The following is a 12,934-nucleotide window of genomic DNA, read 5'->3' as shown; positions in this document are numbered from 1 at the left end:
GCGTCAGCTGAGGAGACGAACTATACCTGCGCCCTCACCCTCGGTCAACAGGTTTTTTGAGAAAAAGGAGAGGTTTTTACAGGGAAATAGCCAACCATCTGTTTTACAATGTTTTTCCATTTTATCTTTTTCAAAAAAAGATCACATCACCTGCATCCACAAGCCTTTCCCGCCATTTTCAACACCATGAAAATTTCCTGAAAGCCGGAAAACCAGTCTGTTTTTTCAAAAATCATCGAAAAGAGGAAACTTTTCCGCCGCCTTGGCGTGACATTGTCATTTCATGTTAGGATGAAATGCCTACATCATCAGGATGCGCGCCATGAACATTTCCCTGCGGCAACGAATACGGGGCCTGCCCTCCGGCTTCCACCTGCTGATGTTGAGCGATGCGCTGAGCGGTCTGGCGATGGGCGCCGGCTACGTCAGCATCAGCTGGTGGGTGGTATCGACCGGCGGCGCGCGCGACATGGCTTGGTTCAGCACGCTGACCGCGCTGGTGATGCTGATCGCGCTGCCGCTGACCGCGCCGCTGGGCGACCGCTTTCCCAAGAACCGGGTGATCGCCGGCGGCATCCTGCTGGCGATGCTGTCCGGCCTGGCCTTGGCCGCGATGGCCTGGTTCGGCTTCTATAAGCTGGCTTGGGTCGTCGCCAGCGAATCGATGGCGATGTTCGCCTGGGCCATCGTATTTCCCTCGATGCTGAGCATCGCTTCCGAACTGGTGCCGGCGGCGCGCCTGACCGACGCGCTGTCGCTGCAAAAGAGCTCGCAGTCGGTGGGCAATCTGATAGGACCGGTGGTGGGCGGCAGCCTGATGGCCTTCATGCCCGCCTGGCTGGCGCTGGGCGCTTACGCCATTCTGCTGGCCCTCGCGGCGGTCGGCGCGCTGCGCATCCAGGTTCCGCCACGCGACCTGGCCAACTTGCGCGATGAAAGCTTCGTCGACCAGGTGCGCAGCGGCCTGCGCGTGCGCTGGCGCATCCCGCTGGAGCGCAGCTGGGCGTTCTGGGGCTTGCTGGTGATGACCGCCTACCTTCCCATGGTAGTCACGCTGCTGCCGATCAAGCTGCACCAACTAGGCCTGCCCGCAATCTGGCTGGGCACCTGCGAAGCGGCCGCCAGCGGCGGCCTGTTGATCGGCTCGCTGTGGCTGACCCACCGCCTGCTGCAACACTGTAGCCGGCCGCGCGCGCGCGCATTCGCCATGTGGGCGCTGGCGGCGGTGTTCCTGGTGGTGGCGCTGACCGACAGCCCCTATCTGATGCTGGCGATGTTCGGCATAGAAGGCATGCTACTGTCCATCACCATGCTGATCGGCCAGACCCATCGTACGCTGGCGGTGCCGGAGGCTTACCGCGCCCGGGTATCCGCGATCAATGTGCTGGTGGCCAAACTGGGCGGCATGCTGGGCCCGGCGCTGGCGGGCATCCTGCTGGCCAGCTGGTCGCTGGACGGCGTCTACCTGTTCTTCGCGCTATTCCACCTGCTGACGGTGCCGCCGATGCTCTTGCTGCCCGGTGTCAATCGCTTCCTCGGCCTGAGCCACGAGGAAGTGAAGGACTGGTATCTGCGCCAGCACCCCGAAGCCTTCGAACCGATCGCCCCGGCCGCCGGCAAATTGAAGCAGCCTATATAAAGCAAAACGGCGACCGGAATGGTCGCCGTTTTCACATACATATATAAGGTATGAAACTGGCTCAGAGTACGTAGCGCGCCAGATCCTCGCGCTCGGCCACTTCGCCCAGCTTGCCGTCGACGTAAGCGCCGTCGATCTGGCATGCGCCGGACTTGGCGTCGAAGGCCACTTCCTCCAGCAGCTTCTCCATCACCGTGTACAAGCGACGCGCGCCGATGTTCTCGGTTTTCTCGTTGACCTGCCAGGCGATCTCGGCCAGACGCTGAATGCCGGACTCCTCGAACGCCAGCTCCACGCCCTCGGTAGCCAGCAACGCCTGGTACTGGCGCGTCAGGCAGGCGTTGGTGCTGGTCAGGATGGCCTTGAAGTCGTCGACCGACAGCGACGACAGCTCGACGCGGATAGGCAGGCGGCCTTGCAATTCCGGGATCAGGTCCGATGGCTTGGACAGCTGGAAGGCGCCAGAGGCGATGAACAGGATGTGGTCGGTCTTCACCATGCCGTACTTGGTGGACACGGTGGTGCCCTCCACCAGCGGCAGCAGGTCGCGTTGCACGCCGGCGCGAGACACGTCGGCGCCGCTGTGGCCTTCGCCGCGGCTGGTGACCTTGTCGATCTCGTCGAGGAACACGATGCCGTTCTGCTCGACGTTCTTCAAGGCCTCGGCCTTCAGCTCTTCCTCATTGACCAGCTTGGCGGCTTCCTCGTCGATCAGCAGCTTGAAGGCGTCGGCCACCTTCATCTTGGCGGCCTGCTTCTTGCCGGCGCCCAGGCCCTGGAACATGCCCTGCAGCTGGCTGGCGAAATCCTCCATGCCAGGCGGCGCCATCACGTTCATCTGAGCGGCCGGCGCAGCGACCTCCAGCTCGATTTCCTTGTCGTCGAACTTGCCCTCGCGCAGCATCTTGCGGAATTTCTGCCGGGTGGCGCCATCCTCGTGCTTCTCTTCGGTCGCCGGCTCTTCGGCGAAGAAACCGGACGGCTGCTTGCGCGGCTGCGGCAGCAGCACGTCCAGGATGCGCTCCTCGGCGGCGTCTTCGGCGCGCGCGCGGTTGCGCTTGATCGCCGCTTCGCGGGTGTCCTTGATCGCCACGTCCACCAGGTCGCGGATGATGGTGTCGACGTCGCGGCCGACATAGCCGACCTCGGTGAACTTGGTGGCTTCCACCTTGATGAACGGCGCGCCGGACAGCTTGGCCAGGCGGCGGGCGATCTCGGTCTTGCCGACGCCGGTGGGGCCGATCATCAGGATGTTCTTGGGGGTGATCTCGCTGCGCAGCGGCTCGGCCACCTGCTGGCGGCGCCAGCGGTTGCGCAGCGCGATGGCGACGGCGCGCTTGGCCTTGTGCTGGCCGATGATGTGCTGGTCCAGTTCGTGGACGATTTCCTGCGGGGTCATTTGCGTCATGACGTTCTCCGCCCGGCGAGCCTCGCCGGGCCATGCATTCGGGATCAGGCCGCGTCGTCCGGGCCCAGGGTTTCGATCAGGTGGTTGTGGTTGGTGTAGATGCAGATGTCGCCGGCGATCTCCAGCGATTTCTTCACCACCACTTCCGGCGCGAGCTCGGTGTTCTCGAACAGCGCGCGCGCTGCCGACTGGGCGAAAGCGCCGCCGGAACCAATGGCGGCGATACCCTGCTCCGGCTCCAGCACATCGCCGTTGCCGGTGATGATCAGCGTGTGGTCCTTGTCGGCCACAATCAGCATCGCCTCAAGCCGGCGCAGCATGCGGTCGGTGCGCCAGTCCTTGGCCAACTCCACCGCCGACACCAAGAGATTGCCCTGGTGCTTTTGCAATTTGGCCTCGAAGCGCTCGATCAGGGTGAAAGCGTCGGCGGTGCCGCCGGCGAAACCCGCCAAAACCTTGCCGCCATGCAGCTTGCGTATCTTGCGCGCGGTGGCCTTGATCACGATATTGCCCAGGGTCACTTGCCCGTCGCCGCCCAGCGCCACGCGCTCGCCGCGACGGACGGACACGATGGTGGTGCCGTCGAACTGCTGCATATTGGTATTCCAATCAATGGCGGCCGGCGATGTGCCGGCCTTTGACCGATATATGCAGACGATCACCGCGATTGCAAGCACGCGCGCAACAGCGGGCGCCCTCGCCCTAGAAAATGAGAATTGTTTGTATTATCATTTCCAGCATGAAATCCTCCGCTATCCTGCAATATTCCGCCCTCGGCGGCGTGCTGGCCGCGCATGCGCTGGCATTGACGCTGCTGAACGACATGTCCGCGCGCGCGCAGACCGTCACTCCGCCCCAGGCGCTGCGGATGGAGATGATTTCGCTGGCGCCGGCCGACAAGCCCTCGGCAGCGCCCAAGGCCGCCCCCGCGCCCGAGCCGGTCAAGCCGCAGCTCAAGCCTCAATCCAAGCCCGCGCCGAGCAAGCCTGCCGTCCAGCCCAAGCCGGACCTGCAGCCGGTGAAGACCCAGGCCGACGCGCCCGCTCCGGCCAAGGCGATCAGCGTCGCCGCGGCTCCGGCGGCGGCGGCCCCCGCCGCGGAAGCGCCGAAGAACGCCGGCGGAGGCAAGACCGACAACCGCGACCTGCCCGTCACCGAACCGCAGTCCCGCGGCGGCTATTTGAACAACCCGGCCCCGGTCTACCCGACGGTGTCCCGCGAGGAAGGCGAGGAAGGCACGGTGCGGCTGCGGGTACTGGTCAGCGCCCAGGGCGCGGCGCAAGAAGTGTCGGTGCATGACAGCAGCGGCTTTCCGCGGCTGGACCGCGCCGCGCTGGCCTCGGTCAAGCGCTGGCGCTTCACCCCGGCCAAGCGCGGCGGGGAAGCCATTGCCTACACCTATATCGTTCCGGTTGAATTTTCTTTGAAATCCGGCAGGTCATGATCCTCGCAACCCTATTGCTCCAGGGCGTCGCCACAGTAGCGGCGGCCTCGCCGCCCCAAACAAGCGCCACGGCAGCCGCGCCCGCAATCGCCAGCGCTCCCGCCGCCGCCCGGCCTACGCCACGAAACGCATGGAACAATCCCTCCCCTCCCTACCCGACGCGTTCGATAGAGGAAGGCGAAGCCGGCACCGTACGGCTGAAGATGCACATTAGCGCGGAAGGCACCGTTCAAGCCGTCGCGCTGGATAGCAGCAGCGGCTACCCGCGGCTGGATCAGGCCGCGATGACTGCAGCCAGGACCTGGCGCTTCATTCCCGCCAAGCGCGGCGGCAAAGCCATCCCTTACATCTTTATCATCCCCATTCAATTTTCTTTGAAGCCTGCCAAATCATGAATCTGATGACCGTATTCCAACAAGGGGACGCCGTGCTGATCGCGGTGTTCATGATCCTGATCCTGATGTCGGTGCTCACCTGGTACCTGATCATCGTCCGCGGCGTGCAGACCTTGCGCCTGCGCCGCGCCAACCGCGAGGCGGAAAACGCGCTGTGGGGCGCGGCCGACTGGCGCCAGGCCGAAACCAGCCTGCAGCATAGCCAGGGCCAGTTCGCCAACCTGGCGCGCGCCGGCCTCGCCGCGCTGAAGCAGTATCAAAGCCAGGCCGGCCGCGCGCTGGGCCAGGCCTGCGGCATCGACGAGTTCCTCACCCGCGCCATCCGCAAAGTGCTGTCGCAGGAGATGGCCCGCCAGGAAGCCGGCCTGACCGTGCTGGCCTCCATCGGCTCCACCGCCCCCTTCGTCGGCCTGTTCGGCACCGTGTGGGGCATCTACCACGCGCTGGTCAACATCGGCCAGGCGGGCCAGATGAGCATAGGCGCGGTCGCCGGCCCGATCGGCGAGGCGCTGGTGGCCACCGCCGCCGGCCTGGCCGCCGCCATCCCGGCGGTACTGGCCTACAACGCCCTTACCCGCGCCCAGCGCGTGATGTCGCAGGAACTGGACTACTTCGCCCATGACCTGCACGCCCAGTTGCTGACCCAATCCGGAGAAAGCCATGGCGTTCGGTAGTTTCAACCAGGGCCCGGCCGCGCCGATGGCCGAACCCAACACCACGCCGCTGGTCGACGTGATGCTGGTGCTGCTGGTGGTGTTCATCATCACCACGCCGCTGCTGACCAACGCGGTCAAGGTAGATCTGCCGCGCGCCCAGGCCGCCGAGCACCAGGACAAGCCCGAGCAGATCCGTCTGGTGGTGGACGCCGCCGGCAAGCTGTTCTGGGACGATAAGCCGGTGGCCGAGGCCGATCTCCCCGCCCGTTTCGCCGCCGCCTCCGCCGCCAACCCCGAAGTCGAGCTGCACCTGTCGGCCGACAAGGCGGTGCGCTACGAGACCGTGGCCAAGGCGCTGGCCGCCGCCCAGAAAAACGGCGTCGGCAAGATAGGCTTCGTCACCGCCGCGCAGTAAACCCGCCCCCAGGCAAGCCCCGCTCCCTATCGGAAAGCGGGGCTTTTTCATCCCCGGCGCGCCGGATCTTCCGCCCGGCCGCGCTCCCGGCCTCTGGCCCCTGCCCCGACTGCATGGCACTATCTTCCGCGCAGCCATTCATCCATCCCGCCGCGCCCGGCGCGGCGACAGCAACGGTCTCCATCACGATGTCACTCCGCTTTCCCCGACTCGCCCTGGCCGCCGCGCTTGCCTGCGCCGGCCAGGCAGCCCACGCCGCCCTGCAACCCGCAGCCGACGCGCCGCTGGCGCGCCGCTCCAACTCTGTCTGCCATCACCTCGCCGACAACAGCCTGGACTGCACCACGGAAAACCAGTTCACGATCCTGAAGCCCGCCGGCAAGGACCTGCTGTCGCGCATCGACTTCACCTATTCCGACACCGACAGCCTGGAAGTGCTGGACGGCGAAGTGCGCCAGCCGAACGGGCGCGTGGTCAAGCTGGACAAGTCGCAGGTGGAAACCCGCGCCGCGCCCAATCCCTACGCCGGCGTCAGCCGCGACAAACAGACCTGGATCGCCTTCCCCGAGCTGGCGGTGGGCAGCGTGGTCAGCTACCGCGTCAAGCGCCACATGGCCTCGCCGCCCCTGAGCCGCGAGTTGCTGTACCGGCTGGACTTCGACGCCGAGCCCACCCGCAACGACAGCTTCCGCTTCGAGCTGGACTCGCCGCGCCCGCTGCTGTGGCGCGGCGAGAAGATGGACGACTTCAAGATCGACGCCAGCGCCGACGGCAAACGCATCGTCATCGAGCAAAAAGCGCCCCGCTATTTGAACTTCACCAATGAATGGGACAACAGCGCGCTGCGCAGCTGGCCGCGGCTGAGCATCGCCACCAGCGACTCGCCGCAAAGCCATTTCGGCGTCTATGCCGGGCGCTACAACCAGATCCTGTCCGCGCCGCTGCCGCCGGCCGCCGCCGCCGAGGTTGAAGCGCAGCGCGGCAAGCCCGCCGCCGAGCAGGTGGCCGCCTTCATGCAGCACATCAACGGCCATTACCGCTATCTGAACGACCAGCGGCTGGCCGAGCGCGGCCTGGTGCCGTTCACGCTGGCCGAGATCGAACAGCACGGCTACGGCGACTGCAAGGACCTGGCCACGCTGCTGACCGCGATGCTGCGCGCGTCCGGCATCGCCGCCGAGCCCACGCTGATCTTCCGCGGCAACGACGCGCAGCGTCCGCTGCTGCCCGGCCTGGGCACCGTCAACCACATGATCGTCCGCGCCGTGGTGAACGGCAAAACCGAGTGGCTGGACCCGACCAACCCCTTTTTCGTCCCCAACCGCATCATGCCTGACCTGCAAGACCGGGCCAGCTACCGCATCGGCAGCGACGGCCAGGTGCGCGAGGAAGCGATCCCGATGCAGGCGGCGACGCTGACCAGCCGCAGCGAACGCGTGGAAACCCTGCGCCGCGACGGCAGCGCCGCCATCGCCATCCGCGGCGAAGTCTCCGGCTGGCCGCTGGTGCAGCTGGCGATGCAGGACCGCTTCCAGGGACCGGCCAGCTCCGACCAGAGCCTGTGCCGCGCAGTCAACAAGCAGCCGCGGGAATGCAAGGTGGACCGTCCCGCCACCGGCTTTCTGCAGCCGGCGCGCTACGCGGCGCGGATAGACAGCGTCGACCAGCGCGCGGTGGAGAAGATTTCCGGGCTTTATCTGTACGACCCCGGCCTGGAACATGACTGGGACGGTTTCGCCAGCTATCTGGCCAACGGCAACCAGGCCGACGTCTACCTGGGCGACGCCGAAACCACCGAACGCGCGGTCACGCTGCGCGGCGCCCGCGCCATCCAGCCGCCGTTCAGCTGCCAGGCCAGCTCGCGCTGGTACGACCTGTCGCTGGAGCAGCGGAAAACGCCGGACGGCATCCGCTATCAGTACCGGCAGACCCGCAAGGTGCGCTGGCTGAGCCATGACGAGATCGCCAGCCCCGAGTTCATCCGCTTCAACGAAGCGGCGCGCGCCTGCGCGATTCAGGCGCGGCAGATCATCAAGCTCTGAGAAAAAACGCAATCCGCACAAAGGACGGCCCCGGCCGTCCTTTTTCATGCCGTTTTAACAAGCAATTCCTTTAAAAACTGCCACGAAAATTCAATAGCGATCACATGCAAGCCTTGCTGCATGATGCGCATAGCATGACAATGACGGATTGGCAGCCATACTAAGATAGCAAGGTCATAGAGAAGCAAACCATGAAACAGACCTCAACAGGCCATGGCGGCGGCCGCGAAGTGCAGCTGGCGCCGCACGAACTGATCGTCACCAAGACCGACCCCACCGGCCACATCACTTACGCCAACCGCGTGTTCATGCGCATCGCCGGCTACGCCGAGCATCAGCTGCTGGGCAAGCCGCACAATCTGATCCGCCACCCGGACATGCCGCGCGGCGCCTACCGGCTGATGTGGCAGACGCTGCAGGCCGGCCACGAATTCTTCGCGCTGGTGAAGAACGCCACCCTGGACGGCGATTACTACTGGGTGCTGGCCAACGTCACCCCGGACTACGACCTCAAAGGCAAGCTGCAAGGCTATTACTCGGTGCGCCGTCCGCCCAGCCGCGCCGCCATCGCCGCCATCGAACCGATCTACGCCGAGATGCGCAAGATCGAAGCCGCGCACGGCAAGGCCGCCGCGCCGGACGCTTCGCGCGACTGGCTGCTGGCGCTGCTGGAAGAAAAAGGCTGCAGCTACCAGGACTTCATCCTGGGGCTGAACGCCGACGTGCTGAAAGCCAAAGGAGTCGCAGGATGAGTTCGCCGCGCAAACCCACCCCCTTCCTGCGCTCGCACCTGGCCTGGGCGCTGGGCGCCTTCAATCTGCTGGCGCTGCTGTCCATCCTGGACGAATACCTGCTGCCGCCGATGGCGCGGGCCCTGATCAGCGTGCTGCTGATGGCCGCCACCCTGGCCCTGTCCTGGTGGCTATGGCGGCAAGGCAGCCGCATCTTCCTGCTGCTCAACACCCTGACCCGCCAGCTGGGCCTGGCCTGCAGCGGCGAACTGCACCACCGCAGCACCCAAACCCGGCAGATGGGCGAGGTCGGCCAGGTGGCCTGGCAGTTGAACGACTTCCTCGATCTGGTGGAAACCTACTTCAAGGAAATCAACACCTGCTTCCAGGAAATCAGCCAGGGCAACTTCAGCCGCCGGCCGCTGAGCCAGGGCCTGCCCGGCATCCTGGCCAGCTCGCTGGAAAGCGTCAACGCCGCCATCCAGTCGATGGCCGACAACGACGGCTTCGTGCGCCGCAACCGGCTGTCTTCCCAACTGGCCGCGTTGAACAATCCCCATCTGCGTCAGGATCTGGCCGGCAGCCAGCGCGATCTCGCCGCCATCAGCCAGGCGATGGACCAGGTCGCCGGCATCACCCGCGACAACGCCGCCGGCGCCCGCGTCAGCCTGGACAGCGCCAACGAGCTGTCCGGCCACCTGGACACCATCGCCGGCAGCGTCAGCAGCATGGACACCGCCAGCCAGATGCTGGCCCAGGAATGGCAGGGCATCGAGACCTCGCTGGCCGACATCTCCGCCATCGCCGACCAGACCAACCTGCTGGCGCTGAACGCGGCGATCGAGGCCGCCCGCGCCGGCGAAACCGGCCGCGGCTTCGCCGTGGTGGCCGACGAAGTGCGCAAGCTGGCCGAACGCAGCAAGAGCACCGCCAACCAGGTGCAGGGCGTGCTGGAGTCGCTGTCCAGCCGCATCGGCGACATGCAGGCCCAGGCCAGCGCCGCCGGCGGCGTGGCCGGCGAGGTGCAGTCCTCGGTGGACTCGTTCCGCCAGCGTTTCTCCAGCCTGGCCGAGCAATCCGACCTGGTGCTGCAGCAGGTCAGCGCGGTGCAGCAGAAATCGCAAACCTCGCTGCAGAAAGTGGGCCATGTGATCTACAAGCAGAGCGCCTATCACGCGATCGAGGAAGCGCAGGAAGCGCCGCCTGCGCTGGAGCTGGAAACCTGGCTGGAGGGCGACGGCTCGGCGCTGTTCGGCAGCACCGCCCACTCCCTGCGCCCACCGCTGCTGCAACTGCGGCAACAGGTGGACGCCGCGCTGCGCGCCGCCAGCCAGGACGGCCAGCTGGACGAGGCCGCCATCGTCGCCAGCATGCGGGCAGTGGAACAAGCCAGCCAGAAGCTGCAATCGGGCCTGGAGGAACTGGGCGGGCGATGAGCCGCCTCCATCGATAGCGACAGCCGGGCGACGCCCGGCTTTTTTCATGCCCGCGCGCCGCCAGGCCAGCGGTCAGTGCCGGCTGGGCAAGCAGTAGCACAGCAGCCAGAAATGCTCGCGCCGCAACAGCGCCATCTCGGCCGCGCCGTACGGCGCCAGCAGGATGCGGAACTCCGCCTCGGTCGGGAAATTCTTCAGCACCCGGCTCTCCCCGCCGTCGTGCCGCGGCCGGCGCTGGTAGCCGTTGCCGGCCTCGTCGTACTCCATCACCGGAAACTGCCCGCCCTGAATCTCGCTGTTGTCCAGCAGGATCACCGTCGCGCCGGGTGCCAGACAGCCGTGCAGCGCCGCCAGCGCCGCCTCGCGCCGCTGGCGCGGCAGATGGGAAAACCACAGGCCGGCGAAGGCCGCGTCGAACGGCTCCGCCGGTTTGGGCAGCGCTTCGATCTCGGCCGCCGCGAACGCCACCCCGCCCACGCCGGGCCGCTGCCCGGCCAGCGCCAGCGCGCCGGGCGACACGTCCAACGCCAGATAGGCGCGCGCCGCCGGCGCCAGATACTGCGTCCAGTAGCCGCTGCCGCAAGCCAGCTCCAGCACCCTGCGGCCGAAATACTGCTGCGGCAGCCAGCGTCGCAGCCAGGCCAGATCCAACGCCCGCTCCGGCTGCTCGTAAACCGTATCGTAGAACGCCACGCGCTCCGCGTAGCCATCGTCATCCCGATTCATTCCCGCGTCCTCGCCATCAAACACTCAATCAGCATAACACGCCAGGAAAATGCTATTTCATCAACATCATTACGTAAATAATAAATGTATTTCATTATATAAATAATATTTGAATACAGACTCTAGCCGTAATCGATAATTCATCCCGCCAAATGCCGTATCAAAATCAGGTCGTCAAACCTGTCTCTTCGATCCCCTGCCGGGCTGTTCCCAAAAAAACGCCCCGCCGGCAAAAACCGGCGGGGCGTAAAAACCAATTTTCAATCTCGCGGCGGACGCCTCGCTCAGAAGAAGCCCAGCTTGTCCTCGCCATAGCTGACCAGCAGGTTCTTGGTCTGCTGGTAATGCTCCAGCATCATCTTGTGCGTCTCGCGGCCGATGCCCGACTGTTTGTAGCCGCCGAATGCGGCATGCGCCGGGTAGGCGTGATAACAGTTGGTCCACACCCGGCCGGCCTCGATGTGGCGGCCCATGAAGAAGGCGGTGTTCATGTCGCGCGTCCACACGCCGGCGCCAAGGCCGTACAGCGTGTCATTGGCGATCGCCAGCGCCTCGTCGCGATCCTTGAAAGTGGTGACCGACACCACCGGGCCGAAGATCTCCTCCTGGAAGATGCGCATCTTGTTGTGGCCGTGGAACACGGTGGGCTGGATATAGAAGCCGCCAGCCAGGTCGCCGTCCAGTTGAGCGCGTCCTCCGCCGGCCAGCAGCTTGGCGCCCTCGTCGCGGCCGATGGCCAGATAGCTCTGGATTTTGTCCATCTGCTCCTGCGACGCCTGCGCGCCTATCATCGTCGCCGGATCCAGCGGATTGCCCTGCTTGATCGCGGCGACGCGGGCCAGCGCCTTCTCCATGAAGCGGTCGTAAATGGATTCGTGGATCAGCGCGCGGCTGGGGCAGGTGCACACCTCGCCCTGGTTCAGCGCGAACATCACGAAGCCCTCGATCGCCTTGTCGAGGAAGGCGTCGTCTTTCGCCGCGACGTCGCCGAAGAAGATGTTCGGCGATTTGCCGCCCAGCTCCAGCGTCACCGGGATCAGGTTCTGGCTGGCGTACTGCATGATCAGCCGGCCGGTGCCGGTTTCGCCGGTGAAGGCGATCTTGGCGATGCGCTTGGAGCTGGCCAGCGGCTTGCCGGCCTCGACGCCGAAGCCGTTGACCACATTGAGCACCCCTGGCGGCAGCAAATCGCCGATCAGCTCCATCAGCACCAGGATGGACAGCGGCGTCTGCTCGGCCGGCTTCAGCACCACGCAGTTGCCCGCGGCCAGCGCCGGCGCCAGCTTCCACGCCGCCATCAGGATGGGGAAGTTCCACGGGATGATCTGGCCGACCACGCCCAGCGGCTCGTGGAAATGGTAGGACACGGTGTTGGCGTCGATCTCGCCCAGGCTGCCTTCCTGCGCGCGCACGCAGGAGGCGAAATAGCGGAAGTGGTCGATCGCCAGCGGAATGTCGGCGGCGCGGGTCTCGCGGATGGGCTTGCCGTTGTCCCAGGTTTCCACCTCGGCCAGCAGGGCCAGATTGGCCTCCATCCGGTCGGCGATCCTGTTCAGCACGATGGCGCGCTCGGTCACCGGCGTGTGGCCCCAGGCGTAGCGGGCGGCATGGGCGGCATCCAGCGCCAGCTCCACGTCCTGCTCGTCCGAACGCGGAATCTCGCACAACGGCTGGCCGGTGATCGGCGTCACGTTCTCGAAGTAGCGGCCATTGACCGGCGGCACCCAGCGCCCACCGATGTAGTTGGCGTAACGCGATTTCAGTTCGAATCCTGGCTTGAGTTGCATGGCGGTCTCCTCGGTGTGGTGGCTTCTGCGAACCGCTTGCTGCGCAAGTCCCATGCCAGCCATTATCCGCATTGCATGGCAGCATCGCGCCAAGCCAGACCAGTCCGAGTGTTCGGCCTCCGCATGCCGCGCCGCAACAAACAACTGGAAAATCAGCCGCTTGCCTGCTTGGCCAAAACGGCCATAATCGGCTGCATTCCCCACCGAAACTGTCGCGCATCGGCACAACTGTCCCGCCGCCGCGCGACACCCTGC

General features: G+C 65.6%; 13 protein-coding genes. 9 read left to right on the top strand and 4 right to left on the bottom strand.

Features of this window, described 5'->3' with window-relative positions; genetic code table 11:
• Both VA599_RS21835 and VA599_RS21830 read left to right on the top strand, forming a co-directional pair.
• Positions 1-190: hypothetical protein (locus VA599_RS21835; protein WP_346790624.1), on the top strand; the 190-nt coding region annotated here is incomplete at its 5' end.
• 132 nt (positions 191-322) lie between these two features.
• On the top strand, positions 323-1,639 hold the full coding sequence (locus VA599_RS21830; RefSeq protein WP_346790622.1) for an MFS transporter: 1,317 nt from the start codon (positions 323-325) through the stop codon (positions 1,637-1,639).
• 61 nt (positions 1,640-1,700) lie between these two features.
• On the opposite strand, the gene hslU is transcribed toward VA599_RS21830, so the two are convergent.
• Both hslU and hslV read right to left on the bottom strand, forming a co-directional pair.
• Positions 1,701-3,047 carry an ATP-dependent protease ATPase subunit HslU gene (gene hslU / locus VA599_RS21825; protein ID WP_104945656.1) on the bottom strand — a complete coding sequence of 449 codons (1,347 nt, stop codon included), beginning with the start codon at positions 3,045-3,047 and terminating at the stop codon, positions 1,701-1,703.
• 44 nt (positions 3,048-3,091) lie between these two features.
• A complete protein-coding gene (gene hslV / locus VA599_RS21820) occupies positions 3,092-3,643 on the bottom strand; it encodes an ATP-dependent protease subunit HslV (protein WP_021475417.1) in 552 nt (183 codons plus the stop codon).
• Positions 3,644-3,786: 143 nt separating this feature from the next.
• On the opposite strand from hslV, the gene VA599_RS21815 reads away from it, so the two are divergent.
• From VA599_RS21815 to VA599_RS21785, 7 genes are all read left to right on the top strand, one after another.
• Positions 3,787-4,491 (top strand): energy transducer TonB, encoded by a 705-nt coding sequence (locus VA599_RS21815; protein WP_346790620.1) that lies wholly within the window; start codon positions 3,787-3,789, stop codon positions 4,489-4,491.
• Positions 4,488-4,886 (top strand): energy transducer TonB, encoded by a 399-nt coding sequence (locus tag VA599_RS21810; protein ID WP_346790618.1) that lies wholly within the window; start codon positions 4,488-4,490, stop codon positions 4,884-4,886. Before VA599_RS21815 ends, VA599_RS21810 begins: the two co-directional genes overlap by 4 nt.
• Positions 4,883-5,560, top strand: a complete 678-nt coding sequence (locus tag VA599_RS21805; RefSeq protein WP_346790617.1) for a MotA/TolQ/ExbB proton channel family protein — start codon at positions 4,883-4,885, stop codon at positions 5,558-5,560. Before VA599_RS21810 ends, VA599_RS21805 begins: the two co-directional genes overlap by 4 nt.
• Positions 5,547-5,957, top strand: a complete 411-nt coding sequence (locus VA599_RS21800; RefSeq protein ID WP_021475413.1) for an ExbD/TolR family protein — start codon at positions 5,547-5,549, stop codon at positions 5,955-5,957. Before VA599_RS21805 ends, VA599_RS21800 begins: the two co-directional genes overlap by 14 nt.
• 113 nt (positions 5,958-6,070) lie before the next feature.
• On the top strand, positions 6,071-7,999 hold the full coding sequence (locus tag VA599_RS21795; RefSeq protein WP_346790616.1) for a DUF3857 domain-containing transglutaminase family protein: 1,929 nt from the start codon (positions 6,071-6,073) through the stop codon (positions 7,997-7,999).
• Between the two features lie 191 nt (positions 8,000-8,190).
• Positions 8,191-8,751 carry a PAS domain-containing protein gene (locus VA599_RS21790; protein WP_021475410.1) on the top strand — a complete coding sequence of 187 codons (561 nt, stop codon included), beginning with the start codon at positions 8,191-8,193 and terminating at the stop codon, positions 8,749-8,751.
• Positions 8,748-10,166: a methyl-accepting chemotaxis protein gene (locus VA599_RS21785; RefSeq protein ID WP_346790615.1), complete on the top strand. Its 1,419-nt coding sequence runs from the start codon at positions 8,748-8,750 to the stop codon at positions 10,164-10,166. Before VA599_RS21790 ends, VA599_RS21785 begins: the two co-directional genes overlap by 4 nt.
• 72 nt (positions 10,167-10,238) lie before the next feature.
• Here the strand turns inward: VA599_RS21785 and VA599_RS21780 are convergent, their stop codons facing one another.
• Together VA599_RS21780 and adh are read right to left on the bottom strand one after the other, a co-directional pair.
• Entirely contained in the window at positions 10,239-10,892 is a 654-nt protein-coding gene (locus VA599_RS21780; RefSeq protein ID WP_346790614.1) for a class I SAM-dependent methyltransferase, read from the bottom strand.
• A gap of 284 nt (positions 10,893-11,176) precedes the next feature.
• A complete protein-coding gene (gene adh, locus VA599_RS21775; protein ID WP_021475407.1) occupies positions 11,177-12,679 on the bottom strand; it encodes an aldehyde dehydrogenase in 1,503 nt (500 codons plus the stop codon).
• Between the last annotated feature and the right edge of the window lie 255 nt (positions 12,680-12,934).

This window comes from Chromobacterium indicum (genome assembly GCF_039708975.1).
Taxonomy (GTDB): Bacteria; Pseudomonadota; Gammaproteobacteria; order Burkholderiales; family Chromobacteriaceae; genus Chromobacterium; species Chromobacterium piscinae.
This window is presented reverse-complemented; position numbering and strand designations above follow the sequence as displayed.

Bases quoted from the DNA above. Each gene is read 5' to 3' on its own strand.
- VA599_RS21830 (WP_346790622.1), top strand. From the start codon at position 323: ATGAACATTTCCCTGCGGCAACGAATACGGGGCCTGCCCTCCGGCTTC.
- hslU (WP_104945656.1), bottom strand. From the start codon at position 3,047: ATGACGCAAATGACCCCGCAGGAAATCGTCCACGAACTGGACCAGCAC.
- hslV (WP_021475417.1), bottom strand. From the start codon at position 3,643: ATGCAGCAGTTCGACGGCACCACCATCGTGTCCGTCCGTCGCGGCGAG.
- VA599_RS21815 (WP_346790620.1), top strand. From the start codon at position 3,787: ATGAAATCCTCCGCTATCCTGCAATATTCCGCCCTCGGCGGCGTGCTG.
- VA599_RS21810 (WP_346790618.1), top strand. From the start codon at position 4,488: ATGATCCTCGCAACCCTATTGCTCCAGGGCGTCGCCACAGTAGCGGCG.
- VA599_RS21805 (WP_346790617.1), top strand. From the start codon at position 4,883: ATGAATCTGATGACCGTATTCCAACAAGGGGACGCCGTGCTGATCGCG.
- VA599_RS21800 (WP_021475413.1), top strand. From the start codon at position 5,547: ATGGCGTTCGGTAGTTTCAACCAGGGCCCGGCCGCGCCGATGGCCGAA.
- VA599_RS21795 (WP_346790616.1), top strand. From the start codon at position 6,071: ATGGCACTATCTTCCGCGCAGCCATTCATCCATCCCGCCGCGCCCGGC.
- VA599_RS21790 (WP_021475410.1), top strand. From the start codon at position 8,191: ATGAAACAGACCTCAACAGGCCATGGCGGCGGCCGCGAAGTGCAGCTG.
- VA599_RS21785 (WP_346790615.1), top strand. From the start codon at position 8,748: ATGAGTTCGCCGCGCAAACCCACCCCCTTCCTGCGCTCGCACCTGGCC.
- VA599_RS21780 (WP_346790614.1), bottom strand. From the start codon at position 10,892: ATGAATCGGGATGACGATGGCTACGCGGAGCGCGTGGCGTTCTACGAT.
- adh (WP_021475407.1), bottom strand. From the start codon at position 12,679: ATGCAACTCAAGCCAGGATTCGAACTGAAATCGCGTTACGCCAACTAC.